Annotated in this window: 28 protein-coding genes; 15 read left to right on the top strand and 13 right to left on the bottom strand. The window is 39.0% G+C overall.

Going from position 1 to position 25,650, the window contains the following annotated elements:
- Window positions 1–131 precede the first annotated feature (131 nt).
- The 4 genes from moaC (at window position 132) to VBD025_RS01365 (ending at window position 4,169) form a co-directional block, all read left to right on the top strand.
- Window positions 132–623 (top strand): cyclic pyranopterin monophosphate synthase MoaC, encoded by a 492-nt coding sequence (moaC, locus tag VBD025_RS01380; protein ID WP_430788596.1) that lies wholly within the window; start codon window positions 132–134, stop codon window positions 621–623.
- Between the two features lie 8 nt (window positions 624–631).
- Window positions 632–1,267, top strand: a complete 636-nt coding sequence (locus VBD025_RS01375) for a redox-sensing transcriptional repressor Rex (protein ID WP_430788594.1) — start codon at window positions 632–634, stop codon at window positions 1,265–1,267.
- Window positions 1,268–1,663: 396 nt separating this feature from the next.
- Complete coding sequence (locus tag VBD025_RS01370) at window positions 1,664–2,068, top strand: ArsR/SmtB family transcription factor (RefSeq protein ID WP_430788592.1); 405 nt, start codon at window positions 1,664–1,666, stop codon at window positions 2,066–2,068.
- On the top strand, window positions 2,055–4,169 hold the full coding sequence (locus tag VBD025_RS01365) for a heavy metal translocating P-type ATPase (protein ID WP_430788590.1): 2,115 nt from the start codon (window positions 2,055–2,057) through the stop codon (window positions 4,167–4,169). The genes VBD025_RS01370 and VBD025_RS01365 overlap by 14 nt, the downstream gene beginning before the upstream one ends.
- Window positions 4,170–4,374: 205 nt before the next feature.
- On the opposite strand, the gene VBD025_RS01360 is transcribed toward VBD025_RS01365, so the two are convergent.
- From VBD025_RS01360 to VBD025_RS01340, 5 genes are all read right to left on the bottom strand, one after another.
- On the bottom strand, window positions 4,375–5,319 hold the full coding sequence (locus tag VBD025_RS01360; protein WP_430788588.1) for a cation diffusion facilitator family transporter: 945 nt from the start codon (window positions 5,317–5,319) through the stop codon (window positions 4,375–4,377).
- Window positions 5,320–5,331: 12 nt separating this feature from the next.
- The gene (locus VBD025_RS01355; RefSeq protein ID WP_430788586.1) at window positions 5,332–5,643 is read right to left on the bottom strand and encodes an ArsR/SmtB family transcription factor; all 312 of its coding nucleotides are present in this window, start codon (window positions 5,641–5,643) and stop codon (window positions 5,332–5,334) included.
- A 799-nt stretch (window positions 5,644–6,442) separates the two neighbouring features.
- Window positions 6,443–7,069, bottom strand: a complete 627-nt coding sequence (locus VBD025_RS01350) for a hypothetical protein (RefSeq protein ID WP_430788584.1) — start codon at window positions 7,067–7,069, stop codon at window positions 6,443–6,445.
- 29 nt (window positions 7,070–7,098) lie between these two features.
- Complete coding sequence (locus VBD025_RS01345; protein ID WP_430788582.1) at window positions 7,099–7,299, bottom strand: YdiK family protein; 201 nt, start codon at window positions 7,297–7,299, stop codon at window positions 7,099–7,101.
- A gap of 7 nt (window positions 7,300–7,306) precedes the next feature.
- Entirely contained in the window at window positions 7,307–7,978 is a 672-nt protein-coding gene (locus VBD025_RS01340) for a lysostaphin resistance A-like protein (RefSeq protein WP_430788580.1), read from the bottom strand.
- A gap of 245 nt (window positions 7,979–8,223) precedes the next feature.
- Here VBD025_RS01340 and VBD025_RS01335 point away from each other — a divergent pair, with 245 nt between their 5' ends.
- From VBD025_RS01335 to VBD025_RS01320, 4 genes are all read left to right on the top strand, one after another.
- Entirely contained in the window at window positions 8,224–9,528 is a 1,305-nt protein-coding gene (locus VBD025_RS01335) for a lysine N(6)-hydroxylase/L-ornithine N(5)-oxygenase family protein (RefSeq protein ID WP_430788578.1), read from the top strand.
- Window positions 9,529–9,751: 223 nt separating this feature from the next.
- Window positions 9,752–10,036 carry a co-chaperone GroES gene (gene groES, locus VBD025_RS01330; protein WP_430788576.1) on the top strand — a complete coding sequence of 95 codons (285 nt, stop codon included), beginning with the start codon at window positions 9,752–9,754 and terminating at the stop codon, window positions 10,034–10,036.
- A 52-nt stretch (window positions 10,037–10,088) separates the two neighbouring features.
- Window positions 10,089–11,726: a chaperonin GroEL gene (gene groL, locus VBD025_RS01325; RefSeq protein WP_430788574.1), complete on the top strand. Its 1,638-nt coding sequence runs from the start codon at window positions 10,089–10,091 to the stop codon at window positions 11,724–11,726.
- Between the two features lie 296 nt (window positions 11,727–12,022).
- Window positions 12,023–12,601, top strand: coding sequence for a hypothetical protein (locus tag VBD025_RS01320; protein WP_430788572.1), 579 nt, complete (start codon window positions 12,023–12,025; stop codon window positions 12,599–12,601).
- Between the two features lie 197 nt (window positions 12,602–12,798).
- Here VBD025_RS01320 and VBD025_RS01315 read toward each other — a convergent pair whose 3' ends face one another.
- Window positions 12,799–13,188, bottom strand: a complete 390-nt coding sequence (locus VBD025_RS01315; protein ID WP_430788570.1) for a DUF948 domain-containing protein — start codon at window positions 13,186–13,188, stop codon at window positions 12,799–12,801.
- Window positions 13,189–13,425: 237 nt separating this feature from the next.
- On the opposite strand from VBD025_RS01315, the gene VBD025_RS01310 reads away from it, so the two are divergent.
- The 6 genes from VBD025_RS01310 to VBD025_RS01285 all read left to right on the top strand — a co-directional run bounded on the left by VBD025_RS01310 (window position 13,426) and on the right by VBD025_RS01285 (window position 16,809).
- On the top strand, window positions 13,426–13,998 hold the full coding sequence (locus tag VBD025_RS01310; protein WP_430788568.1) for a dihydrofolate reductase family protein: 573 nt from the start codon (window positions 13,426–13,428) through the stop codon (window positions 13,996–13,998).
- Between the two features lie 78 nt (window positions 13,999–14,076).
- A complete protein-coding gene (locus tag VBD025_RS01305) occupies window positions 14,077–14,232 on the top strand; it encodes a hypothetical protein (protein WP_430788566.1) in 156 nt (51 codons plus the stop codon).
- A 372-nt stretch (window positions 14,233–14,604) separates the two neighbouring features.
- Complete coding sequence (locus VBD025_RS01300) at window positions 14,605–14,961, top strand: hypothetical protein (RefSeq protein WP_430788564.1); 357 nt, start codon at window positions 14,605–14,607, stop codon at window positions 14,959–14,961.
- A 218-nt stretch (window positions 14,962–15,179) separates the two neighbouring features.
- Window positions 15,180–16,031 (top strand): DegV family protein, encoded by an 852-nt coding sequence (locus tag VBD025_RS01295; RefSeq protein WP_430788562.1) that lies wholly within the window; start codon window positions 15,180–15,182, stop codon window positions 16,029–16,031.
- Window positions 16,032–16,396: 365 nt separating this feature from the next.
- Window positions 16,397–16,582 carry a nucleotidyltransferase family protein gene (locus tag VBD025_RS01290; RefSeq protein ID WP_430788560.1) on the top strand — a complete coding sequence of 62 codons (186 nt, stop codon included), beginning with the start codon at window positions 16,397–16,399 and terminating at the stop codon, window positions 16,580–16,582.
- A gap of 5 nt (window positions 16,583–16,587) precedes the next feature.
- Window positions 16,588–16,809 (top strand): nucleotidyltransferase substrate binding protein, encoded by a 222-nt coding sequence (locus tag VBD025_RS01285; protein ID WP_430788558.1) that lies wholly within the window; start codon window positions 16,588–16,590, stop codon window positions 16,807–16,809.
- Between the two features lie 136 nt (window positions 16,810–16,945).
- Here the strand turns inward: VBD025_RS01285 and VBD025_RS01280 are convergent, their stop codons facing one another.
- Together VBD025_RS01280 and VBD025_RS01275 are read right to left on the bottom strand one after the other, a co-directional pair.
- Window positions 16,946–17,752, bottom strand: coding sequence for a zinc-dependent metalloprotease (locus tag VBD025_RS01280; RefSeq protein ID WP_430788556.1), 807 nt, complete (start codon window positions 17,750–17,752; stop codon window positions 16,946–16,948).
- A 144-nt stretch (window positions 17,753–17,896) separates the two neighbouring features.
- The gene (locus tag VBD025_RS01275) at window positions 17,897–18,217 is read right to left on the bottom strand and encodes a hypothetical protein (protein ID WP_430788554.1); all 321 of its coding nucleotides are present in this window, start codon (window positions 18,215–18,217) and stop codon (window positions 17,897–17,899) included.
- Between the two features lie 169 nt (window positions 18,218–18,386).
- On the opposite strand from VBD025_RS01275, the gene VBD025_RS01270 reads away from it, so the two are divergent.
- Window positions 18,387–18,518 carry a hypothetical protein gene (locus VBD025_RS01270; RefSeq protein ID WP_430788552.1) on the top strand — a complete coding sequence of 44 codons (132 nt, stop codon included), beginning with the start codon at window positions 18,387–18,389 and terminating at the stop codon, window positions 18,516–18,518.
- A 174-nt stretch (window positions 18,519–18,692) separates the two neighbouring features.
- Here VBD025_RS01270 and VBD025_RS01265 read toward each other — a convergent pair whose 3' ends face one another.
- The 5 genes from VBD025_RS01265 to VBD025_RS01245 all read right to left on the bottom strand — a co-directional run bounded on the left by VBD025_RS01265 (window position 18,693) and on the right by VBD025_RS01245 (window position 25,541).
- A complete protein-coding gene (locus VBD025_RS01265) occupies window positions 18,693–21,086 on the bottom strand; it encodes a DEAD/DEAH box helicase (protein ID WP_430788550.1) in 2,394 nt (797 codons plus the stop codon).
- A gap of 28 nt (window positions 21,087–21,114) precedes the next feature.
- A complete protein-coding gene (gene cls / locus VBD025_RS01260; protein WP_430788548.1) occupies window positions 21,115–22,623 on the bottom strand; it encodes a cardiolipin synthase in 1,509 nt (502 codons plus the stop codon).
- Window positions 22,624–22,904: 281 nt separating this feature from the next.
- Window positions 22,905–23,222, bottom strand: coding sequence for a hypothetical protein (locus VBD025_RS01255; protein WP_430788546.1), 318 nt, complete (start codon window positions 23,220–23,222; stop codon window positions 22,905–22,907).
- Between the two features lie 350 nt (window positions 23,223–23,572).
- A complete protein-coding gene (locus tag VBD025_RS01250; RefSeq protein WP_430788544.1) occupies window positions 23,573–24,055 on the bottom strand; it encodes a hypothetical protein in 483 nt (160 codons plus the stop codon).
- Window positions 24,056–24,236: 181 nt separating this feature from the next.
- Window positions 24,237–25,541, bottom strand: a complete 1,305-nt coding sequence (locus tag VBD025_RS01245) for a nucleotide sugar dehydrogenase (RefSeq protein WP_430788542.1) — start codon at window positions 25,539–25,541, stop codon at window positions 24,237–24,239.
- Between the last annotated feature and the right edge of the window lie 109 nt (window positions 25,542–25,650).

Below are 25,650 nucleotides of genomic sequence, written 5' to 3'. Positions count from 1 at the left end.
ACGTTCACCTCAGTATTATCAGTGTATCGCATATGTTTATTATCAAGCAATCTTTAAATGTGAAATTAATCACGACTTCCTGCATTTTTTTGTGCTAGAATGAATGATGACTAAATTATGGAGTTGAGGACATGACTGATTTTACACATTTTAATCAACAGGGCAGAGCAAAGATGGTTGATATTAGTGAAAAAGCAGCGACAGAACGATCAGCAATCGCACGGTCGAGTGTCTTTGTCACGGAAGAAATTTATACAAAAATAGTAGACCAGGATATCGAAAAAGGTGACGTACTAGCTGTTGCGCAAGTCGCGGGGATAATGGCGGCAAAAAATACATCTGACTGGATACCGATGTGCCATCCACTGCAATTAAAGGGCATCAATATTACATTTGACTGGAACATAACAGATAATACATATGAATTACTTATAGATGCGTTTGTTAAAACGAAAGGTAGTACAGGAGTCGAGATGGAAGCATTAACTGCTGCATCAGCTACTGCTTTAACTGTGTACGATATGTGTAAGGCATTAGATAAAGGTATGGTAATTGGGCAAATCTATCTAATGGAGAAAAAGGGCGGTAAGTCAGGTGACTATACGCGTTCCCAAGAAAGGTGAGTGTAAGAGTGGTACAGAATAAAATCCCGCAGGCTACTGCCAAGCGGCTACCGTTATATTACCGGTTTATAAACAATTTACATCTCCAGGGGAAAACGCGTGTTTCATCTAAAGAATTGAGCGATGCCGTTAAAGTAGATTCAGCTACGATCCGCAGAGATTTTTCCTACTTTGGTGCACTCGGGAAAAAGGGTTATGGGTATAATGTTGAATATTTACTGGAATTCTTCAGGAAGACATTAGACCAGGATGAAGTCACAGAGGTTGCGCTTATAGGTGTGGGAAATTTAGGAACAGCATTCCTGCATTATAATTTCATGAAAAATAATAACACTAAAATTATGATGGCGTTTGATGCAGAGTCCAGTAAAGTGGGGGAAGACATCGGTGGCATTCCGGTCTATCACATCGATCAATTGGAAGAAAAGATGAAAGACGTCCATGTGGCCATATTGACCGTTCCATCCAGTGAGGCAGAGCGAATCACGGAACGACTGGTGCAAACTGGGGTTTCAGGAATTCTGAACTTTACCCCAGCAAGGATTACTGTCCCAGATCATATTCGTGTTCACCACATTGATCTTGCTGTTGAACTTCAGGCGCTGGTGTATTTCCTGAAGCATTACCCCTTGAATGAGATATAATAGTTGAAAGAAATCATTAGGTTAACTCCTTCTGATTTCTTTTTTTTGATTGTTAAGTAAGAATGCCAGCATGGTGCGGGCACAAGGAGGAGTGGGCTTAAAGTTTCAATGAGTGACTCCGGCCAAGGGGAATAAGCTGGAATAATGACCGATATATCATAAAAAGTGGCCGTTAATTGTTAAAATTTGGCCGATATATTTAAAAAAATGGCCGATAAATTCAGATACTGGCTCAGAAGGGGCTGTGATGGCGGATATACGGCAACTTTAGCTGATTAAAAGTTATGATTTGATTGTGGTGTAAAGTACTGAACGTTTTTTAATGTTTTCCATTCAACGTTGACAATAAAATTCGAAACGCATACACTATAAACAAACAATCAAACAACCATTTGAATGAAGGTGAATATAATGAGTAAAGAAGCGAATATAAAGAGTACGAAAGATACGTGTGATACGTTTTGTTTTGACGAGGAAAAAGTGAATCGAATCCAGCCACAAATTGAAAAAGTGAATGGTGTTGAATTAATTTTCAAAGCACTTTCAGATGCAACCCGCCTGAAAATAGCGTATGCACTGACACTGGAAAAAGAGCTATGTGTCTGTGACGTTGCTAATATTATTGATGCAACCACCGCAACAGCCTCACATCATTTACGGTTATTGCGTAACATGAAACTGGCTAAATACCGTAAAGAAGGAAAACTGGTATTCTATTCGTTGGCAGATGATCATGTTCGTCAGTTAGTATATATTGCAATGATTCATGGGAAAGAGGATGAACCTAATGGAGGAAAATAAAAATGTATATCGTCTGCAAGGGTTATCCTGTACAAATTGTGCTGCCAAGTTTGAAAAAAATATCCGGCAAATACAAACTGTCCAGGATGTACAGCTGAACTTTGGCGCATCTAAAATATCCATTTATGGTGTCGCGTCAATTGAACAGCTGGAGCATGCTGGAGCTTTCGACGGAATTAAAGTGTATCCGGAACGACAGCGCGAGTTCGGTGAAAAGAAACCGTTCTGGAAAAAGCGAGACAATATAACTGCGGTGATTGCGTTATTCTTAATTATAGCAGGCTATGTTCTATCCAGTTTTTCAGTTGATCCCTTGATTAGTAATGGAATATTCGGTGCTGCTATCCTAGTTGGTGGCTTAAGTTTATTTAAAACAGGGTTAAAAAATCTTACAAAACTGCAATTTGATATGAAAACATTAATGACCATCGCTATTATAGGTGCAGTGATTATTGGGGAATGGGCAGAAGGAGCGGTAGTCGTATTCCTTTTTGCATTAAGTGAAGCGCTGGAAGGTTATTCGATGGATAAAGCTCGTCAGTCGATTCGCTCCCTGATGGACATCGCGCCAAACCGGGCAGTCATTAAACGTGGCACAGAAGTAATGGAGATTGACGTAGAAGATGTGCGAATTGATGATATTATGCTTATCAAGCCAGGGCAAAAAATTGCCATGGATGGTGAAGTGATCAGTGGCCAGTCGTCCATCAATCAGGCGGCGATAACCGGCGAATCAATTCCGGCTTATAAAGATAGTGGCGACGAAGTATTTGCCGGAACATTAAACGAAGAAGGTTCATTAGAAGTACGAGTCACAAAGCGAGTTGAAGATACAACGATTTCTAAAATCATTCATCTGGTGGAAGAAGCACAGGCAGAACGTGCTCCGTCCCAGCAGTTTGTTGATAAATTTGCGAAATACTACACGCCAGCAATCATGTTCATCGCGTTACTAGTAGCAGTTATTCCACCTCTATTCTACGGGGCGGTATGGTCTGAATGGATATACAGTGGACTCGCAGTACTTGTAGTCGGATGTCCGTGTGCCTTAGTAATTTCAACACCGGTGGCTATTGTAACAGCAATTGGAAATGCGGCGCGTAAAGGTGTCCTAATAAAAGGAGGCATTCACCTCGAGGAAACTGGCAAGCTGAAGGTAATAGCTTTTGATAAAACCGGTACATTGACAGAAGGTAAACCGGAAGTTACCGACATCGTCAGCTTATCCGATATGACTGATGAAGAAATCCTTGGTGTCTCAAAAGCAATTGAATTATTTTCACAGCATCCACTTGCGTCAGCTATTATTCGTAAAGCTGACAGCGAGCATGCGAATTCATTTGAAGCAGAAAAATTCCAGTCGATTACTGGTCGAGGTGCTAAAGCAACCATTACTAATACGAATTATTTTATTGGAAGTCCAATTTTATTCGAAGAAATCAGTTCGGTACCTGATCAGATTAAACAACAGATTAAAAAACTGCAGATACAAGGTAAAACCGTAATGGTGCTAGGTACGGAACAGGAGTTAAAAGGATTAATTGCAGTAGCGGATCAGGTTCGGAAAAGCAGCCCATCCATTATCCAAAAGCTTCATAAGCTTGGGATTGAAAAAACGGTTATGCTGACAGGCGATAACGAAGCAACTGGAAAAGCAATTGGCGGCCAGCTTGGGTTAAGTGAAACGAAAGCAGAGCTTATGCCTGAGGATAAATTAGAATCGATTAAATCACTTCGAGCTAAACATGGAAATGTAGCTATGGTCGGAGATGGTGTCAATGATGCACCGGCACTTGCGACCGCAACGGTTGGTATCGCAATGGGTGGTGCAGGCACAGATACAGCGCTCGAGACTGCTGATATCGCACTTATGGCTGATGATCTGGATAAGTTACCGTACACAATTGCTTTAAGCAGAAAGACGCTAACCATTATTAAGCAAAATGTCGGGTTTGCGCTTTCTCTGAAAATAATTGCGCTATTGTTAATTATACCGGGCTGGCTAACTCTGTGGATAGCGATCTTTGCTGATATGGGTGCTACGCTGATTGTTGTTTTGAATTCGCTGAGACTTATCAAGGCGAAATATGGCGATGAATAGTTCTTCGTATAAAAAATACCCTCGTTAAATTCAGCGAGGGTATTTTTTTAGATGGTAAGAAATTTAAATCCTTTCTTACTGAATAAGTATAACTAAGGCTTTCGCCATGAACACTACTCGGCGGATATCCAGTTGGAATAGCGGATGAAATTAGGCTGATTGGTATAATAAAAAAACCGGACCCCATGGCCCGGTTTATAAATTCTTAATGACTATGTGATTCGTGCTCGCTATCATTCTGACACATAAGCGAATTATCATGCGGGTGGTCTTCATTTTCAAGCTGAATAGTGACGTGACCAATACCTTTGTGCATGAGCTCATGTTCAATCGTTCGCAGCAGCTTTTGACAATGCTCGACCGAAAGATCGCTATCTACTACCGCGTGACAGGAAAGCGCATTATGTCCACTTGTGATGCTCCAGATATGCAGATCATGCAAGCTGAGAATTCCAGGCACAGATTCTACCGTTTGAATAATGTCATCGATCTCAACATTTTTGGGTGTACCTTCCATCAATACATGAACAGACTCCATTGTTACCTTCCAGCCGCTAATCAGAACGAGTAGGGCAACGATTACACTAGCGAGCGGATCGGCCCATCCCCAGTCTAAAAATATTATCAGCAGCGCAGCAATAATGGCACCAACTGAACCAAGCAAATCGCCTAATACATGGAGGAATGCCGCACGCAGATTTAAATTATCTTCCGTATCTCCGCGCATTAATATCCATGCAACTGTAACGTTAACCAGAAACCCAATAATAGCGATGATCAGCATTCCGGTTGATGCTACTTCCGGTGGATTTTGGAAGCGGTGATACGCTTCATACAAAATATATAAAGCAATCAGCATTAACGTTACACCATTAAATAACGCAGCAAGTATTTCAAATCGTTTGTAGCCGTATGTTTTACTGTAGCTTGCAACCCGTTCACCCAGAATGAAAGCCACTACGCCAACTCCTAGTGAGACAGAATCACTTAGCATATGACCAGCGTCTGAGAGTAATGCAAGACTGTTTGTTAAAAATCCGCCAATTGCTTCCACAATCATAAATCCGGCGGTTATCAGGAAACTGATAAATAATGCTTTTTTATTAGCTCCATGCGTATGGTCGTGTCCGTGATCGTGACTGTGACCCATATTTATCTCCCCCTAGCTGTGACAAGCATGCTCAATTGTTTGTTTCAAAACATTCATGACATGTTCATCGTCGTGTGAATAAAATAAAGTTGTTCCTTCGCGACGGTATTTTACGAGCCGTAAATTTTTTAAAAACCGCAGCTGATGGGAAACGGTCGATTGACCCAGGTGCAGCTGCTCAGCTATACCGTTAACAGACAATTCCTTTTGAAAAAGTAAATGCAGAATGCGAATTCGTGTAGGATCACCCAAAGCTTTAAATGTTTGTGAGACGATAAATAGTGTTTCCTCGTCTAAGTCAGTAACTGGTTCATAATCTTTCATTAGTATGACCTCACTTTTGATTTTCATAATATAATACTATGTGCATATATTAGCATATGTTCATATTTAGTTAAAGGGAAAACACAAACAACTTTTAAATTAATGACTCAGCTATCGCAGAGTGATAAAGCAGGTGCTCCTAAAATAGTGGAATAAGCCCTGCACTCAGTTGTAGAGGTTGATACAAAATATATCTGCGAAGTAACTTTATTACCAAAGAAATGCTCTATAGCTGCCGCTCAGGATCGCTGCGGGCGGATGCGCACCTTAGGGCACGGCTTCAGTCTCCTTGCCCCGACAAGGGGTATGCCAACGTTGTCTGCAAAGGACGGTTTTAGTTGGCCCTCCTCTTAAGAATTCTTTTCTGCGGGGCCTTCAGACTCGTGCTGTTCCCGCTGGAGTCACCGCCCTCCGTTCACCAGGACTGGTAAAGCTATTTATGTCTTTGTTTTTTTCTTTCTAATGCATGATGAAATAGACGTGCTATCAATGGTGCAAGTAATAAATCCTGATATCCATATTTGTCTAGAGATTGGAGCGGATGGCAGTCGACTCCTGCGGGAGGACAGGCATAGGTGAGACCCCGGAGTGCGACAGCACGAGGAGGCTCAACAGCCGCTCGCGGAAAGCGACTGCCATCAGCGGACATCTCGCTGCAGTTACATTGTAGTTAATTTCCGGTAAGGTATGTTACGTTACATTTTACATCAATTATGAAAATGTAACTGGTATCACGTTTTAGGAAGAGACATCATTTATAAAGCTGAATCAAGTAAAAAGATTAGATGCGAAAGTTGAGTTAATGAGTGTCGTGCGGAGTTGGTGGTGTATCTGGTGAAGGGGGAATGATCGGACCTATCTGATTGTAAATAATAACAAATAACACAAAGAGGAATAAACCAAAAAGCAGATACGACTGGTTTTTCGCCTTGTTCACAAATTCCTGCTTAATTAATAGGAACAGAACAAAAGAAACAGAAATAAAAACCATTAGCATCATTCGAATTAGCGGATCATAATATTCAGGACCGATCATCTGTCCAAGCATAGCGCCCATCATTCCACCCATTAACCCGGACAAAGTGCCGTCAAGAACAGCCAGCAGACCAGTAGGTACTCCTATTAGAAAGCCTGCGACTACTCCGATCAGGATACTTATGACAGTTGAATAATATAAACTGTCGGGTAATAAAGCGCCAAGTATTACGCCTGCTGTTAGTCCTACGATCATTCCGTGCGCCATCGCAATCATCATACCTGTCATCGGTGAAATTGAATGACGGTTATAAACGGTAAGGATAATTACAAGCGTTGATAAACAAAACATGACGAAATAAGTAACGATTAAAGCTGGTGTCATAATAATCCAAACCTCCGACTTGTCCCAGATAGAATATGTATATGCTTCAAATGAAAGGAAATTCATATAAAAAAAGAAGGAGCAGCCTATTAAAGCTATTCCTTCTTTTTTTTCTTATTTTTTAAATGGGTTCTCATCAGGCGAATTCCAACAGTGAAGTCCAAAGTGGCGAAAATTGCAAAGAGGACTGTTAAGAAGTTCCATCCGGAATCACTTGCATTTAGGATAGCCACGTAAACAAATAACACACCCATTACAAAGTAGATTAAAGCAATCGTTTTCGGTGAAGTTCTCATAACTAGATTAGCCCCCAATTAAGATCATTTGCATCTGTTCAAGCTGCTTTTGCATTTTTTCAATGTCTTCTGGTGACAATGAAAACTGGACTAGAACAGATATAGAATTTAGTGTCATATGAACGATGATAGGAACCAGGATCCGTTTCGTTTTAACGTATAGATAAGCAAAAACAAAGCCCATGGAACTATAAATAAGAATGTGCTGGGGCTCACCGTGTATGATACCAAACACGAATGCAGAAATTAAAGCTGCTAAGAAAAAGTTTATTTTTTTATACAGATTACCAAAAATAATTTTTCTGAATATAACCTCTTCCACAATCGGTGCAATCAGTGCAGGAATTATCATGAATATAGGCGCTGAACGCGTAATTTCCATAATCGTCTCTGTATTTGCAGAACCAGCTTCAATACCAAGCAGCTGTGTTTCAATCAAGACGGCAATATATTGTGCAAGGTAAGCCATGAATACACCAGCTAATGACCATAATACTACGCTGCCAGGTTTTGCAGCATCACGTGCCATTGGTTGTTTCATATAAGGCACCATTATGAATAGAATTACAATGAGGCCAGCTGAGAAACTAAAGATTGTCCAATAAACAACTGCCTGAAATTCAGTAATTGGTAATGTAGCTAATAGAAGTGGTGCAAAAATTAAACCCGAAAATTGCATAATAAAATAAGTTAAAAGGACGTACCAGTAACGCTTGGTCAAAGTAAAACGACTCCTTTTGTATGTATAATAATTAGTATATGTTTTAAGACAACACACTATTAATATTATTTTACGTAATATCAACTAGTTTATCACAATTATCCCATAGCCAAGAAATAAAAGGTATCCAAACGAATGAATGTTTAAAACCAAATGCAAAGGGAAAAAAGTAAACTTACGAAGTGAAGGAAGAAGGTCAAGAAATGAAAAAGCAACTATACGATGTTATTGGTATAGGAGTTGGCCCCTACAATCTGGGGTTAGCCGCACTATTAGATGAAGTAGACGAAGTGGAATCACTCTTTTTAGAACGCAGAGAATCCTTCGACTGGCATCCAGGAATGCTGATTGAAGGTACTGATCTGCAGGTTCCTTTTTTAGCGGACCTAGTGACGCTCGCAGATCCGAGAAGCCGGTTTACATTTTTGCAATACCTGCATGAACAGGATCGATTGTATCAATTTTTCTTTTTCAACCGCTTTGATATTCCGCGGAAAGAATACAATGATTATATTAAGTGGGCAGCAAATAAACTGGATAATTGCCTTCTGAGCAGAGAAGTTACCAACGTGATCAGTCATGACGAAGCGGAACCGTTTTATGAAATCGTAGTGTTAAATCGTCAAACAGAAGAGGAAGAACGTTATTTTGCGAAACATGTAGTACTTGGAACAGGCACAATACCAGCTATTCCAAAAGGTGTTGAACATTTGCCGAAATCAGATGTATTACATACAAGTAAGTATTTGTATCATGAGAAAGATTTTAAGAATGCTGATTCTATCACCGTAATCGGGTCGGGTCAAAGTGCTGCCGAGGTGTTTTATGACCTCCTGTACGCTCAAGCGGACAACGGCTATGATCTGAATTGGTTTACTCGAACGTCCGGGTTCTTTCAACTCGAATCAGCTAAACTTGGACAGGAAGTATTCTCCCCGGACTATGTAGAATATTTTCACAGTCTGTCGTTTGAGCAAAGGATGGATGCATTGCCGGCGCTTGGGCAGCTGCGTAAAGGAATTGATAAGGAAACACTGAAAAGCATCTATGATCTGCTGTATCATCGTTCAGTTGCCAATGAAAAAGCTGCTGTCAGGATTCAGCCAGCGACAGCGCTGAAAGAAATAAAATCAAATGAGAAATCGGGTTACAGCTTGACCTTGCATCAATGGCAGGAAGAAAAAACGTTCACGATTGATACAAATAAGGTAATACTGGCGACTGGTTATAAACCGAATATTCCTGATTGGATTACCAAGTTTCAGGATGATATTGTCTGGGAGGATGAGAAGCGGTTTAAAGTATCGGCAAATTATGAAATTGAATTTAAACAGAAGCGGAAAAATCGATTATTTACATTAGTAAATATTGAACATTCCCATGGAGCAGGTGCAACTAACTTAGGACTTGCGGTGCAAAGAAACCAGACAATTATTAATACAATCACTGGCAAAGAAGTTTATCCAATTAGAAATAACACGGTATTCCAGCAGTTCTCATCAGAATAAATAAATGGGACATATGTTTTCAAACCATCGCATAGACTTGAATTGTTGTCTATTTGGATATGGGGAGGTAAAAACCGGATACGGTTATAAATTTTTTGAAAAAAATAGCATTCAATACTTGCATTTTTATCGTGGATTATTTATGATAATAATGGAATTAGCACTCAAAGGTTTAGAGTGCTAACAATAATAAAAAGCAAATTGAATTAAGGAGGTTGTCTACATGATTAAACCACTAGGAGATCGTGTTGTCATCGAGCTTGTTGAACAAGAGGAAAAGACTGCAAGCGGTATTGTTCTTCCAGACTCTGCAAAGGAAAAGCCACAAGAGGGTAAAGTAATTGCAGTAGGATCTGGCCGAGTAGCAGATAATGGAGAGAAAATTGCTCTAGAAGTTACTGAAGGAGACCGTATTATTTTCTCAAAATTTGCTGGTACTGAAGTGAAATATGATGGATCTGAATATTTAATTCTTCGTGAAAATGATATTTTAGCTGTTGTAAGCTAATACAGACGCTTTAAAATACTTAGGGAAACGATTTTAAGGAGGGCTTTAAATTATGGCTAAAGAAATTAAATTTAGTGAAGACGCACGCCGTGCGATGCTGCGTGGAGTTGATACGTTAGCGGATGCGGTTAAAGTAACACTTGGACCAAAAGGACGTAACGTTGTTTTAGATAAAAAATACGGTTCACCTTTAATTACAAATGATGGTGTAACCATTGCAAAAGAAATTGAATTGGAAGATCATTTCGAAAATATGGGAGCACAGCTTGTATCTGAGGTAGCATCAAAAACAAACGATGTTGCTGGTGACGGTACAACAACTGCAACTGTATTAGCGCAGGCAATGATCCGTGAAGGACTTAAAAACGTAGCATCTGGTGCAAACCCAGTTGGCGTTCGTCGCGGTATTGAAAAAGCTGTAGAACTAGCAGTAAGAGAATTAAAAGCTATTTCTAAACCAATCGAAAGCAAAGAGTCTATTGCACAAGTAGCGGCTATTTCTTCAGGTGATGAAGAAGTAGGTAACCTGATCGCTGAAGCAATGGAGCGGGTTGGTAACGATGGTGTTATTACAATTGAAGAATCAAAAGGATTTAACACGGAACTTGAAGTTGTAGAAGGTATGCAATTCGACCGTGGATACTCTTCTCCATACATGGTTACTGACCAGGATAAAATGGAAGCAGTATTAGAAGATCCATATATATTAATTACAGATAAGAAAATTGGTAACATTCAGGAAGTATTACCAGTACTTGAGCAAGTAGTACAACAAGGTAAGCCGCTTCTATTGGTTGCAGAAGATGTTGAAGGTGAAGCTCTAGCAACATTAGTTGTGAACAAACTTCGCGGAACATTCAATGCAGTAGCAGTAAAAGCACCAGGATTTGGCGATCGTCGTAAAGCAATGCTTGAAGACCTTGCTACATTAACAGGCGCAGAAGTAATCACAGAGGATCTTGGACTTGACCTGAAGAGCACCACTATGGAGCAACTTGGTCGCGCGTCTAAAATCGTTGTAACAAAAGATACAACTACAGTAGTAGAAGGTTCTGGTAATCCAGAAGCAATTTCTTCACGCGTAGCACAAATCCGTGCACAAGCAGAAGAATCTACTTCAGAGTTCGATAAAGAAAAATTACAAGAGCGTCTTGCTAAATTAGCAGGCGGAGTAGCAGTAATCAAAGTCGGTGCTGCAACTGAAACAGAATTAAAAGAGCGTAAACTACGCATTGAAGATGCTTTAAACTCTACACGCGCAGCGGTAGAAGAAGGTATCGTAGCTGGTGGTGGAACTGCACTAGTAAACATTTACAGCAAAGTAAGTGAACTAAACCTTACAGGTGATGAAGCTACTGGTGCTAACATTGTACGTCGTGCACTTGAAGAACCAGTTCGTCAAATCGCACACAACGCTGGACTTGAAGGTTCGATCATCGTAGAACGTCTTAAAGGCGAAGCGGTTGGTGTTGGATACAACGCAGCAACTGGCGATTGGGTAAACATGGTTGAAACTGGAATCGTTGATCCAACAAAAGTTACACGTTCTGCACTTCAAAACGCAGCATCTGTAGCAGCAATGTTCTTAACTACAGAAGCTGTCGTAGCTGACCTACCAGAAAAAGACAACGCTGGTGGCGGCGGCATGCCTGACATGGGTGGCATGGGCGGAATGGGCGGCATGATGTAACCTGCCCTCAACCCCCTTGCTAAACAAGGATTTGAAACCCTATAAATGAATATTAACTGGATTTAAAATCGTTACTAATATCTACAGGCCTCTCAAGAGTTCATAAACTTTTGAGAGGCTATTTTTTTGTTTTAAATATGAGCCTTGGAAACAAATTAAAACTCGAGTTGTTTAATGAAGAAGAAGGACTATTTGATGTTGAATTAAGGATGGATATCGGAAGATTTCTGTATTAAACCTTTCTTTCAATTATATTATATAGGTATACCTCCCAAGCATAAAGCCAAGAAAAACATATGTATAAGGGGAAGGGAGGGATTACTATCTTAAGTAATGTCATGTATTTTGATTCAGAGGGTAACAGGGTCGACGATCTCGATATTCAGCAGGATGAAGCTTGCCTACGTACCATTGATTATTGTACAACAGCTATTGTTCCGGATGGATTTACGTTTAGTTTTACTTCTTTTGATAACTTTACGGCTTGCTCTGATTTGAGTGAATTGGTCTGTATGCTGGAAGATGAGGAAGTGGAAGGGACCGCTGAAGATCCCTGCGGTGGTACACTATCATGTCCTGTTGTACTAGATGCCGTCCGTCTGGTTGGAACTGCCAGGTTTCACTTAAATGTGGGGGACCTGACGCCAATTGAAGGGGGACATCAACTTGGAGATCGACCATGTACTCTTAGCAGCGATACAGCCGTATCCGTCAATCAGATTATCCGCACGATTTGCCCAACAGAAAGCTGCCAAGAGAAATGTTTTGAAACCATAGGCGCCTTTGTGTTTGCTCCACAAGTGACTACTGATGCTTGCGGGAGGCAAATTGTTACCGTACGAGGAGGATTATTCATCGGTTTTACTGGCTGTTAATCACCGTTTGAGAAATGGAAGAACATAAATAATGGGTCTTCTATCTTTTTTTGCTTTAATAGAAATCGAATTGACGCTGTGAAACCACAATGGAACGACAAAAGGTGTCAGACCCTATAATTAAGAGGGTTCTGAAACCTTTTTAGTTTTAAATGTTTAAAAGTTTATCAAAGTGGGGGCATATATAACCTTTCTACTTACTTCATTTTAATTCGAACCGGATGGATCTCCTGCTTATCCTGCGTTTCATCTGTTTCCTGTGTCGGAATGTTTTTTCGGTTTTCTTTTCCTAAAGCATTTCGTTTCATTGAACTTGTTGCATTGTGCAGCATCTCCCCCACATCACGGACGGACTCAACTAATGGATCAACAGATTCCATTTTTCCTTTTACATCAACTGAAATTTTGTTGGCTTCGTGTATTAGCTCCTCTGCCTCATCTGTAATGCTGTTTACAGATTGCCTGGCGTCGGACAGCGTCTCCTTTGTTTCAGCCAGTGTTGCCATTAGTTTTCGTAATGTCAAAATCAAGAAGACGACGAGAGCAACAAATGCAACAGCTGCAATGCCAACACTCCATTCAATCATTGAGACCACCTCCCTTCTTCTCTCTCAGTATATGAGGGTGGAGGCTCGGACATTCCTTATACATATAATACAAGGAGTAGATAACCAAATATTAAAAGATTATCTTCATAAGAAATGGTAAAATAGATATACTTAATAATTCTTTTTATGAATTTTTTTCACATTCCACATCAGAACCGCAATGAAGCAATGGAAATCGTTAGGGGGAAATAAAAAAAGTAATCATTGGAGGGGTCAATGTTGGCAAAGGTAGTACTAGGAATGACTATGTCTTTAGATGGGTATATCAACGACAGCAATGGCAGTGTAGGACGTCTTTACCGCGATTTGAATGAACTTCGAAACAGCGATATATTGCAGAACTCCATACGGAACACTGGGGCGGTGATCATGGGGAAAAACGCCTTTAACATGGCTGAGGATACAGATTGGTATGCGGGGAATTACGAATATCAAGTACCCATTTTTGTCCTTTGCGGAAGTAAACCGCACAAACATCCGAAAGAGACGGATAAATTGAGATTTACTTTCGTGACTGAAGGTATTGAACATGCTATTGCCCTGGCTAAAGAGTCTGCAGAAGATAAAGAAGTAACGATAATAGGCGGTGCAAGTACATTCCAGCAAGGTATAAACTCAGATCTGATAGACGAGCTGCAGATTGACATCATGCCTGTCCTGCTTGGGAAAGGGCAAAAACTGTTTGAACACATTGCTGAAACGCCGATCGAATTGGAAAAGATCCGTGTAGTGGAAGTTGGAGAAAGAACATGTTTTCAATTTCGTGTTGTGAAACGGGGAAGAAATTAAGCTATTACTTCTTGTTAAATAAGAATGGATGGTTAATCGAGTATAACAGTTAGCATATTTGGTTCGAGGAGGTGTATTATGCAAAAAGCGATCACAGTTAATTATCAATCCGATAAAAAGAATAATGTAAGTGAGTTAAATCAACTTCTTCAAGAGGGATGGAAAGTAGTATCTCAGAGCCCAGTTGGATTGGTACCAATGATTTCTTCACTTGTTATTCTGGAGAAAAATTAGACTACATTTTTTTAAAATTTGTTGAAGAAAAAGAAGAATAATAGTTAGATTACCGCCTTTTTAAAGGGCGGTCTCATAAATATAAATTACCTTGAATTCAAATCTTAATATATTGGTGGCATATCTTCAACAAGGTATGGCTCCTCTTTGATTATAAATATTGAGTTAAAGGAAGATTTCACATAATTACTTTACGCAACAGTATTGTTGAGAATAGTGTTATGAGAAGATCGTTAATGGCGGTCCAACTTCTTTGTATTATGAAAATCTACCATGTAAGATGGACTTTCATGACATATTACAATTTATAATAGAATGAAACTCTATTTAACGAAATTCATGATGCAGAGATAAAGAAGGAGATGTGTTTTTATGCATGAAAGAAATCAGCCAAACGATGACATTAACTACTTGCGAATTCATACCGATGTGGTTAAAGATGATTTAGGGAATTATTATACAGCTAATAGAAGTAAACACGAAGGCGATAAGTTATTAAGTGTCAACCTTGCTCATTTTTATTACGAAGTTGCTTTCACTAGTATATTCACAGAAGAGCTTATTGAGGAATATCAGCATAAATTATTAGGTGACGTGATAAGAGAGATGCTTTTAGAAAGAATTGAAGAGATGAATTCGAATGGCAGAATGATATTTACGGTACAAGAATTATTAGATAATGACATCGAGGTTACCTTTAAAGAAGTAACTGAAAAAAGAGTGGATTAAAACTAATAATTGTTCAGCATCCCAATAGGGGTGTTTTTTATTTGTGCTCAAGTTGTTCTTAAATCTTAACACCTGCGGCATAATCAAATTCCCGAAGTGTGAACTAAAAGTACGGCAAATAAATGTTATCATAATGCTAATACGGTTTTCTTATGTATAATTAAGCATAATGCTGGAAGAGTGAACGCGGATCTAAATATAACCAAGGGGGAAATAGAATGCGAAAGATAATCTTATCGACCGAAAGCGGTGCCGACTTACCGGGTGATTTAGCAAAAAAGTACGATGTTCAAGTAGTTCCTATGCACATCATTATGGATGGGAAGGATTATTTAGACGGCTCTTTGCCGGTCCAGGATATTTATGACTATTACGGACGTACGAAGAAAATACCCTCCACTACCTCCACAAATGCTCATGAGTATCAAGCGTTTTTTGCAAGTATAAGAGAGAATTTCCCTGATTGCATCATTATACATATTGGTTATACATCAAAAGCGTCATCTTCTTTTCAAAATGCTGTCATTGCTGCGGAAGAATTTGAAGACATTTTCCTCATTGATGCTCTGAACGTTACTGGAGGATTAGCTGCGATAATATTATACGCCGCTAAAGTTTTAGAAAAAGAACCTGGCATTGAACCGGAAAACTTAGTTGAAAAAATAGAGGCAATCGTTCCTAAATCAAGGCTGGCTTTCATACCAGGCAGCCTGGAGTTTCTTAAAGCGGGAGGAAGGGTAAGCAATATGGCTTCTCTGATTGGAGCTTTGTTGAAAATAAAGCCATGCATAGAGTTGAAGGATGGAAAGCTTATGTCTACAAAGAAGTACCGCGGGAAAATGAGTGGAGCTGCTGAAAAACTCTTGAGTGGTTACTTAAATGAATTCAACATTGATAGAGAGCAGCTTTATTTTATCTATTCAATAGGGCTCGATGAAAGAATCAAACAACAGATGGATGAGGTTGCCAAAGAAAACGGATTTCAAAATATAAGATGGATCCAAGCGGGCGGTATGATTTCGACTCATTCTGGAGCCGGGGGCTTCGGGGTAGCAGGAATAGAGCAATAGTACGAGCCTGAATCTTGCTTCCTACTATCACTATGGGGGTGGTTAATCGTTCTCCGTGTGGCCTCTTCACCTTGTTGTGAAATTTTTGCTTCACTAATGAGTTCTCATGACCTCCCTGCCGATACTTCCCAATGGCATGATAGAAAACAGGCGAAAATAAGAGTGTCAGCAAGGTAAAGATACTTTAAGTTGATAAAAAATTAAAAGAATCGACCATTAAATCTTCAATATAAAGATTTTCTGTAGATAGCAAAAACTGATAATTAATTAATGTATCGTCGGCCATACACTTAGTGGAGAGGAAAAATCCATCAAAGAGAAGATATACATATGCTATAATGGGAAATAAAGAGGAGGGCGATATTATGGGATGTCCTGCAGGTTTACGGAAGCAAATTTTAGAACAACTAAGATTGATTTTGAATGAACAACTTGGCAAGGAAAAAGCGTGTGTTTACTTATTTGGTTCTTGGGCGCGACATGAAGAAAAACATAGTTCAGATATCGATATCGCTATCGAATCTCTCTCCCCGACTTCTCCTATGACATAGAAGGGGTGGATGCTGGCTCGCCGAAGAGTGTCATTCGCAGTTGCAGGGAGGTCCACTTGTTGGAAGATGAAGAGGCCGTTCTGGCTTTGGAAATGGTAAATGATCGTAATTTGATCGTTCATACTTATAATGAAGAAGTGGCCATTAAAATTCATAATAATCTGGCCCGTTTTAATAATCTTCTCCATAAATGGGTAGAGCGAATGAAGGGTAAATCAATGGAATAGCCATTAGAAGATAAAGCCTGGACGTTACAAATACGTTGCGGGCTTTGTTCGTTGTATCCCTAAAGCTTGATAAATGATTTTCAGGCAAAAGAAAAAAGACCGTCATTTCAACGGTCTTCATTGTGAAGAGCTATACTTAATACCAGTGTTCATTATTTTCTATTTTGGCATCGTGATCTGCATCCCAATAGTCAACTTGATAGGAATAGTCATAATTCATAATACACTTAATACCGCTGCCTTGGGCGTCATGCGGGAGACCAAAGTTATGAGAGAATTCATGTTGGGCAGCGTGCCATGTATTGTACGCCCCCTGGTCCAAGTTTACACTGAATGCACTTCCGCTAGGAGCTGATGGGTAAACATATGCGATTCCACCTGAATTAAAGTTGGTGTCCCTTGTAAAACCTACGACAAAATCATAGTTGCTGTATCCGCTCCAGTCAGCTTCCAAATCGTATAGAATTTGCGAAGCATTACCTCCCTGAGAACTCCAATTACCAAGTCCAGTTACTTGATAATCAATTGCATGGTCCCGGTTAAAGGCATCATCGGCTTGTTCAACAGCATTTTGTACAAGTGTTTGCCAATTACTATGTGCAGCACGATACTCCTCGTCTGCTACTGCCAGAACAGTTACTGTTCGTGTAGCAGCAACTTGTGCTTTACTTTCAGATTTTGATTTATTTGCCGAGGTAGCGTCAAATTTCGTTGATCCTACTTTTTTTCCTTTAGTATCAAGAATTTCAACAGTAGTTGCTCGTTCGACAATAGCTTCTTCTTTATTCTTTTGCTTTTTCTTTGCTGTTGGCAGCATTTCTATCTGCTTACCGTTCAGTGTTGTTTTTACCTCATTTATTTCGACTGGTGATGCTGACGTAAAAGCTGGTAATAGAGTGACTGACAAAGCAAGTGTAAGTGCTGTTAATCGTTTTGCTTTCATGTTACAGTTCCTCCTCCTATTTTTTTGTAAAGCGCGCTTAGTAAACTAATTACGACAGATCCAGTCAAAAAACCTTCATTATTTCCAAAAACAGGAAATTAAGCATATGCTTTCTAGTTGCTGTAGTTCTATAATCACAGAATTTTAATCCAGTTTTAAGCTATACCTCAACCATGGTCGCGTGCTATTTGCCTCATCCTTGATAAGTATGGATTTGCTGCTGATATCTTTATAGATTTCGAGATTTCGTTTGGTTCCATCGTCTTCTCCGGTAACTTCACCAGTAGGGGTGAGTTCAAATTTTTTCACTTCCTCTGTTGTGTAATTAGTATTATAGGTGTATTTGTTGCCCTGATAAACGATCCAGGACTTAGGAAGTTCTGATGATGTAGTTGGTTCTGCATTTGTGCAGGCAGACAAGAATACAGTGATAAGTAATAATGTCCCAACTAATTTTACATTCATAATTAAACCATCCTTTCAAATTAAGTTTTTATCTTCTATTTTAATAGTATATGTACTCACTATTTTAGTTATTTCAATGTTGTAATTTACTAGTTATTAGAGGAATTAGTTAAGTTGAGGACTTCAGAGGAAAAAGGTCCACCTAAGGAAATGTGAGTAGCGAATATTAATGACAATACCGATTTTATCTGATGTGATTAATCCTTCTGTATCTGAAGAAATCACTGAATCGTCCGGTACTGTCGAAGCTGCAAAACATAAAGATATTTCCCACATTGTTCGAGCCGAGAGCCCTTATTAATTTTAATTTTTAGAGTAAATATTTTAGGAGCCGTGTCTGTTAAATGACATGGCTCCTATTTATTGTAAGTGGCAAAATGGTGGATTTGAAATAATTGTTGCTAAGAAATAACTTATGAAAAAACCACTACAATGCCTAAAAGGATAAGTGAGAAACGCTTTTTTATTAAACCGTTTAAAGTTCTTCTAGATAGTTCATAAGCAAGGAAGAAGGAGAGTTGCGTTCTTTTTGAAATATATTAATGTCACCGAAAACTAAGAAAGAGTCTTCTGCCCTGGACACCGCGACATTTAAAAAGGATTCATCTTCATCAAAATTTAAATGTTCAGATGTCCCTTTTTGGTACACACTCGAAAAAAGGATGACTGGTCTTGATGCTCCTTGCATCATATGAATGGTCCCTACAGTGAAACCATTAAATAGGTGTTCATCTAATAGCTGTTCAAGTAATTCCTTTTGTTCAGGAAAGGGTGTCACAATAGCTATAACTGATGATAGATCTTCCGTTTCGTAATAGGACTGTAGCTGTTTTTTATTTTCTTTCATCCAATCAATTATTCGATTTGCCTCTTTTTTGTTTGATAAACCACCCTTATGCTGAGTGACTTCGCCTTTTACATCCAATATACCAAGATGGGGCAAAGGATATTTTTTTATGGACGGACGAACAGACTGAAGCCAATTATGATAAACCAATTCATTACAATAGCGGATTACTTCAGGTACACTTCTCCTATGCTCTGTTAGGAACAATCCACTCATGTCAGGATGCATACGAACCGCGCTCATACGCTGACTAACGCGGAGCATTGATCCGCTGCTTGCAGCAAAACCGCTGTGAATCAATTGGGGTTCAAGGAGTCCATTTTCTTCTTCCCATCCGCTATTCACTATATTCGCAAAATCAAATGTTTTGGTAATATTCCACTGTGGCTTAACTTGTTGTACATCTCCTATAGCTAATATATTCTTCGTAAATGCCACAGCTGCTGCGGCAACTTCTGGTAATAGCTGACCTGCTTCCTCAATCAGCAGCCAGTCAATGCATTCATAAGCTGGGGCTTGAGAAGGACTTGCCTTAAAAAAGACAGGCAGCTGATGAATTGGAACCACAAGAAGCGGGGTGATTTTTCTTATTGATTGCATTAGATCCATAAAAGGTACGTTCTTTTGAGGAACATGCTCCATGAGCCAACGTCCTTCCCAATAACGAGCCGCAAGAGAAAAAGCTTTCGTTCGATAATGAGTGTCAAGGATATCAGCCATATCTTCTTTCACACCTGTTCCCACGTTTTGTAATTGAAGCCACTGTTGAATTTCTTTGTCAACATCGTTATTTAAAATTCGGCAGGCTGAGCGAATTTCTAAAACGACCGTGGTGAGCTCATCATGAAGCGAATTAACTGCTTCTTTTATACTTCCGGACTTTCGATTAAAGTACTGTGCTGCGTTTTCAAGATACACATTTTCTGCATGTTCGGCATAGTTTTGAGATTCCACATTTTTTTTGAAAGAAGCGTTATTCTCCGAGTAATGAGGAACAGTCATATTCGCAAGGTAATCCGTGCTTGCATATAGAGAATAGCTATCCATTCCTGGAATCCATCTTTTTTCATGAAAACGATTACCGGATACTAAATAATCTTCCGCCAAATCAATCGCAGTAAAATGATCATGTGCAGTTGCGACGAGAAGAGGAGGGGCGTCCTGCTGATCTATGGCACTTTCAACGAAAAAGGAAGCCATAATACTCGTTAAGAGCATCGATTTACCAGTTCCTGGGGGTCCATTGAGTGCTAAAATACTGCCATTTTCTTTTTCAAAAAAATGGGTCAGCGCCTGACGCTGTGAAGTTGAAAGCGAATCTGTCCCTGGTAAATGACCCAGATGACGATTGTGAGATGAATAATAAGAGCTTTGAAAATTTATCTCTTCTTTTTCTTCCTCATTAAAGGAAATAAACCGTCGGAAAAGAGAAGGAAGTTCTTCCTGAGTTTTATTCTTTAAATCGTCTAATATGCTGATAAGGTGCATTTTGTTCCCAGTATTGTCCCGTTTAATGGAGAGAGCTCCCTGTACCATTTTTTCATAATATTGATGAGAAAAATTATGAAAGGTATGACCGGTTACGTAAGAGAAAAGGTCAGCAGCGAACGTAATATATTCCTGCCAATTTTGGAAATGGAAACTGCGATTAGAAAAAAACTTCTCGTAATCTTCCATGTACCCAACAGATGTTTCTCCTGATGGTGAGGGAGATAGGTAATAATGAGACATCCATGGAATGTCTCTTGGATGAGGTACTAGTTCACCAGTCGGTAAAAGGTTTGCAGGAATCCATAATGGTGCAATAACCTCATTGGACTCTTTCTGAAGGAGAAGTGGATTAATGAGTACTTCTTTTGCCGTCTGCTCAGCAGAAAAAAATTCTTTCGTGTCTACTGAAACTCGTCCTTCGGTAATAGAATCCGGGGAAAGATAGATAGCCTGATCAGCAATTTCATTGTATCGAGTAGCATAGCGTTCACCATCAATCAGGCTGTTTCTGAAATAATTAATAAAATCCATTTATATTCCTCCTTAATAAATATTATAATTATAGGACTGGTGAAAATAGTCGAGCGAAGGACTCCTTGGTTTGAACGATTATCCCTCTTTGTTCGTAATTATCCATATTGACTTTATAACTCTCTTCTAAATCCTCTTTGTAATTGTCGACGAGGTCCGTAACACTTGAAGTATGGTATAGAAAGACATTCACTTCGAAATTAAGATTTAAGCTTCTAAAGTCAACATTTGCGGTACCAATTGAGGCGTATTGACCATCAACAATCATGATTTTCTGATGCATAAACCCTTTTTGATACAAAAAAACATGAATCCCATTATTGAGAAGCTCATTAAAATAAGAACGTGTGGCATATTGCGTGAGAAACCCATCACTGACCTCTGGTACAATTAATTTAACATCGACCCCTTTTTTTGCAGCCATTAAAAGGGCTGTGCGAATGTCTTTGTTGGGAACAAAGTAGGGGGTTGCAATCCACAGGGAACGTTGTGCCGAAGAAATCATATTAAAATAAAGTTCATTCATAATACCCTGGTTTGTATCAGGCCCGCTGGCCACAACCTGCACACCGCCATCGTCAGCCGAAGTTCTTTGTGTAATCGGATACCTGTCAGAGTTTAATGACTGTTTTTTTAAATACGACCAATCTTTAAAAAATATCTCATGAAGACTTCGTATTGCTTCCCCTTTAATCATTAGATGTGTATCACGCCAAAATCCTATGTTTGGATTTCTCCCTAGGTATTCATCGCCGATGTTCAATCCGCCTGCAAATCCGGTTACACCATCGACCACAATGATTTTTCGATGATTGCGAAAGTTGATTTTTTGGTTAAAGAAACCATGTTTAATAGGAAGAAAACAAGCCATATCCACTCCGGCTTCTTTCATTTTACGAATCGTCTTCTTAGACATTTTTATACTTCCGAAAGCATCGTAAATAACCTTCACCTCGAGGCCTTGTTTAGATTTGTCAATTAAAATGTTGATTATATCCTGTCCGATTTGGTCATCTCGAAATGTATAATACTCCATATGAATGTACTCCTGAGCGTAAATTAAACTTCCCTTGATAGCCGTGAAGGTTTCCTGACCATTTTTTAACACGGAGGTTTCCGAGTGAAAATTGACCGGAAATTTTATGTCCTTGTCGATTATATTAGAGATAAACCGCTCATTTTGACTCATCTTTTCCCATTGACTAAACACAGTCTTTTCATTCGAATTCGAATCGTTAAAGTACTTCGTATAATCTTCGCCTTCATTCTGAAACAAATGCCCTCTAACCTGCAGTTGGCCCGAATAAATGAAAAAGACATATCCAACCACCGGAAGGAAAAAAATAGCATACATCCACAAAAGTGTCTTATAGGGAGACCGGTTTTCCAGCATTAACTTATAGCATACGGACAACACGATCAAAAAATAAACAGCGAACGCTAGAGATTTGATAGTAGAGGAATATCCGCTGAAAAGTATTATATAAAATGTAATGATCAATAATAGAATGAAAATGACTTGTCTGTTTTTCTTCATGATATAATCTTCTCCCTTGGGATGAATCTACCGTAATTTATATTTGATAGTTAAACGTTTATTGAAGCTCTTTTCAAAATTAGTTAAACTTGTTTAATCAAAAAGGGTATTCTCATATGAGAATACCCTTATAAAAGAGACTATATTTTTCAAACTAACGTTTTGGTTACAAGTGAGAAATTTCAAGACGTAACTTGTCATCAAAGCGTCATTTTAAAATTAAGTTTTAAATAAGTTAGTAAGCCTGCTTCACTTACTTGATAATCCTCTCAATTCTATAATTAAGAAGTGCTATTTTCTTCTGCTGGTTCTTCATCTAAGTCTGGTTCTTCGGCGTCAGCACCAGCATTACCTTGTTCCTCAGAAGGTTCTTCATCTAAGTCTGGTTCTTCGGCATCAGCGCCAGCATTACCTTCTTCAAGAAGACCATTATCTTCAGCCCATGTGTTCAACTCTTCTTCAGTATAGAATTGTTCAACATCATTGTCTGTCAAGTATTCATCTTCTGCACTGCTTTCTTCGCCGCCAGCGCAACCAGCCAATACGCCTATCGATAATACTCCGACACCTGCAGTTTTAAAAATATTTTTTAGTTCCATTCCTAATCTCTCCTTTACCTGAATTACTTTACATTAAGGGGGTTTCCCTTATCTGTATAGTCCCACTATAGCATGTGGGATGTGGCAGAATTCTTTTAACAAAATGTAAATTTAGTGTAATTGAAGTGAAAAAATAGAATAAGAAGACTTTATGCACTGGCTAAAAACAGAGGTGTCAATTGGTAATCAATAGAGTTTATTTCAAATGAATAATGAGCCGCAATTGAAGTAATGGAAAGTAGAATTGAATATTAATAGTGGCAAAGAAAAATCCGAACGATTTATCGAATGTTTTGGTTTCAATTCGATGCCGCTCGGATTTTTCTCTTGAATCGTATGAACTGTTGAGATTACTCTGCTTCCTTAAAAGCTTCCTCCTTACCAATAAACCCAAGCAAAGTAGAGTGTTCTTTTCCTTCCTCCGATTCACACTGACTCACATAAATCATCGGGCCACGCTTCATAATATATTGACAAGAGAAGGTTCCCTTTGGTGCTTGCTTATATTCGCCATAGTTATTCTCAAATGTAATCATTTCTCCATCGGTTTTAAACGTGTTCTTATAATGGCTACCATCCGGATTAAAAATCGAAACGTCTACCGTGTACGCTTCTCCGTTCTCCGCTTTTTCAAGCAGTGTTGTCATTTTCTCAATATTTTCGATATCAAGTGCTCCCTGAGTGATTTGGTCAAAATTATCAACCCGGTGCTCCACAATGACATCCCCGTTTTTTTGTGCTTCCTCTATGGTGTATTCGCTCTCTGAATCGGTTTCTGTGCAGGCGGAAAGAACCACAATTATGCCAACAAGAAAACAAACGAATTTCTTCATAAAATCCCCTTTCTGTCAGCAATTTTCTTTTCTTAACCGGTTGGCTGCGAAAAAATAAAAGCTGGATTTTGAATTGGTTAATTTTTCTAATAACTATTCTACCAAGAATAAATGGGGAAATCTAGTAGTTTTAGCGATTTAGAAAGCACTGAACGGGCTTAAAAATAGGAGACCTGTTCACTTAAAGGTTCCACAAGATAATGTCCTCTCCAAGCTCATCTTTGTTTAAGACACCTTTAATATCTATAATGATTCCATTGTCTTTCTTTAATAAACTTTGAAAAGTACTTACCGGCAGGCTGGTGAAACATTTATGAGGTACAGCTAAAATCAATACATCCGATTTCTTTAATTGGTGTAAATCGCATAACTCACCTTTAAAGTGTTGATGGTCGACATGGGGATCACAAACCTGGACGTCTATACTCAATTTCTTTAATTTCTCTACTATTTCAATAGCTTTAGAATTTCTGGTGTCAGGAATATTTTGTTTAAATGTAATTCCTAGAACAGTAACGGAGAGACCTTTTATATTCTTTTTTTGAATCTTAATTTTTTCTAACAAAGTCTTCACAATATATTCAGGCATGTAATCATTTATCTCCCTTGCTGATTCAAGGAGTTTCGGGGTATATCCAACAGATTTCGATTTATGAATTAAATAGTAGGGATCTACTCCTATACAATGGCCACCGACCAGACCGGGATAATAGGGGGTAAAATTCCATTTTGTCGAAGCGGCGTTGATTGCTTCATGCGTATTGATCCCCAACTTATCGAATATGACAGAGATCTCGTTCATAAATGCGATATTAATATCGCGTTGTGTATTCTCTATAATTTTAGATGCCTCGGCAACCTTAATCGAAGCTGCTTTATATACTTTGGCAGTAATCACACGTTGGTACAGCGCATGGATTCTGTCTAACGTTTTCTCATCTTGAGCAGCTACTAATTTATTAATCGTTTGAAATGTGTTCTCTTTATCGCTGGGGTTAATCCTTTCTGGAGAATACCCCACGTAAAAGTCAGATCCTGCTTTTAATCCTGATTCACTCTCAAGAATCGGAATACACACCTCTTCTGTAGCTCCAGGGAAAACAGTTGATTCATATACAACTATTGTACCAGGGGCAAGGTTTTTCCCTATAACTGTTGAGGCATTATTTAAGTAAGAGAGGTCCGGCTCATGGTTGGCAGAGATTGGTGTAGGAACTGCCACTATAATGAAGGTGCAGCTGCTCAGCTCTTGTTCATTCGATGTAAACGTAATCTGAGATTCTCTTAGCAGTTCTTCAGATATTTCGTGCGTATAGTCATGGTATTGAGTTAAGGAACTGATTCTATCTTCATTACTATCATAACCAATGACGTTGAATTCCATAGAAAACGCTATTGCTACAGGCAGTCCTACATAACCAAGTCCAACTACTCCGATAACTTGATTTAATTCGTAAGTATCTTTCTTTTTGTTCAAGCGTGACATATTTTAGTTCCCTTCATAAATACGGATGTACTTTTTTTATATGCCATGCAATTAAAGGGGTTACAAGAACCACTGCTTTGACATAAAAAAGTGGAACAGTTTGGCGTAT

Origin of the sequence: Virgibacillus flavescens (assembly GCF_050574275.1) — a bacterium.
Taxonomy (GTDB): Bacteria; Bacillota; Bacilli; order Bacillales; family Amphibacillaceae; genus Virgibacillus_F; species Virgibacillus_F flavescens.
The sequence above is the reverse complement of the archived record's forward strand: the minus strand, read 5'-3'. Positions and strand labels throughout refer to the sequence as shown.

Excerpts from the sequence above, each read along its gene's own strand:
- moaC (WP_430788596.1), top strand. The coding sequence starts at position 132 with ATGACTGATTTTACACATTTTAATCAACAGGGCAGAGCAAAGATGGTT.
- VBD025_RS01370 (WP_430788592.1), top strand. The coding sequence starts at position 1,664 with ATGAAGGTGAATATAATGAGTAAAGAAGCGAATATAAAGAGTACGAAA.
- VBD025_RS01365 (WP_430788590.1), top strand. The coding sequence starts at position 2,055 with ATGGAGGAAAATAAAAATGTATATCGTCTGCAAGGGTTATCCTGTACA.
- VBD025_RS01360 (WP_430788588.1), bottom strand. The coding sequence starts at position 5,319 with ATGGGTCACAGTCACGATCACGGACACGACCATACGCATGGAGCTAAT.
- VBD025_RS01355 (WP_430788586.1), bottom strand. The coding sequence starts at position 5,643 with ATGAAAGATTATGAACCAGTTACTGACTTAGACGAGGAAACACTATTT.
- VBD025_RS01350 (WP_430788584.1), bottom strand. The coding sequence starts at position 7,069 with ATGAATTTCCTTTCATTTGAAGCATATACATATTCTATCTGGGACAAG.
- VBD025_RS01345 (WP_430788582.1), bottom strand. The coding sequence starts at position 7,299 with ATGAGAACTTCACCGAAAACGATTGCTTTAATCTACTTTGTAATGGGT.
- VBD025_RS01340 (WP_430788580.1), bottom strand. The coding sequence starts at position 7,978 with ATGCAATTTTCGGGTTTAATTTTTGCACCACTTCTATTAGCTACATTA.
- VBD025_RS01335 (WP_430788578.1), top strand. The coding sequence starts at position 8,224 with ATGAAAAAGCAACTATACGATGTTATTGGTATAGGAGTTGGCCCCTAC.
- groES (WP_430788576.1), top strand. The coding sequence starts at position 9,752 with ATGATTAAACCACTAGGAGATCGTGTTGTCATCGAGCTTGTTGAACAA.
- groL (WP_430788574.1), top strand. The coding sequence starts at position 10,089 with ATGGCTAAAGAAATTAAATTTAGTGAAGACGCACGCCGTGCGATGCTG.
- VBD025_RS01320 (WP_430788572.1), top strand. The coding sequence starts at position 12,023 with ATGTATAAGGGGAAGGGAGGGATTACTATCTTAAGTAATGTCATGTAT.
- VBD025_RS01315 (WP_430788570.1), bottom strand. The coding sequence starts at position 13,188 with ATGATTGAATGGAGTGTTGGCATTGCAGCTGTTGCATTTGTTGCTCTC.
- VBD025_RS01310 (WP_430788568.1), top strand. The coding sequence starts at position 13,426 with ATGTTGGCAAAGGTAGTACTAGGAATGACTATGTCTTTAGATGGGTAT.
- VBD025_RS01305 (WP_430788566.1), top strand. The coding sequence starts at position 14,077 with ATGCAAAAAGCGATCACAGTTAATTATCAATCCGATAAAAAGAATAAT.
- VBD025_RS01300 (WP_430788564.1), top strand. The coding sequence starts at position 14,605 with ATGCATGAAAGAAATCAGCCAAACGATGACATTAACTACTTGCGAATT.
- VBD025_RS01295 (WP_430788562.1), top strand. The coding sequence starts at position 15,180 with ATGCGAAAGATAATCTTATCGACCGAAAGCGGTGCCGACTTACCGGGT.
- VBD025_RS01290 (WP_430788560.1), top strand. The coding sequence starts at position 16,397 with ATGGGATGTCCTGCAGGTTTACGGAAGCAAATTTTAGAACAACTAAGA.
- VBD025_RS01280 (WP_430788556.1), bottom strand. The coding sequence starts at position 17,752 with ATGAAAGCAAAACGATTAACAGCACTTACACTTGCTTTGTCAGTCACT.
- VBD025_RS01275 (WP_430788554.1), bottom strand. The coding sequence starts at position 18,217 with ATGAATGTAAAATTAGTTGGGACATTATTACTTATCACTGTATTCTTG.
- VBD025_RS01270 (WP_430788552.1), top strand. The coding sequence starts at position 18,387 with ATGACAATACCGATTTTATCTGATGTGATTAATCCTTCTGTATCTGAA.
- VBD025_RS01265 (WP_430788550.1), bottom strand. The coding sequence starts at position 21,086 with ATGGATTTTATTAATTATTTCAGAAACAGCCTGATTGATGGTGAACGC.
- cls (WP_430788548.1), bottom strand. The coding sequence starts at position 22,623 with ATGAAGAAAAACAGACAAGTCATTTTCATTCTATTATTGATCATTACA.
- VBD025_RS01255 (WP_430788546.1), bottom strand. The coding sequence starts at position 23,222 with ATGGAACTAAAAAATATTTTTAAAACTGCAGGTGTCGGAGTATTATCG.
- VBD025_RS01250 (WP_430788544.1), bottom strand. The coding sequence starts at position 24,055 with ATGAAGAAATTCGTTTGTTTTCTTGTTGGCATAATTGTGGTTCTTTCC.
- VBD025_RS01245 (WP_430788542.1), bottom strand. The coding sequence starts at position 25,541 with ATGTCACGCTTGAACAAAAAGAAAGATACTTACGAATTAAATCAAGTT.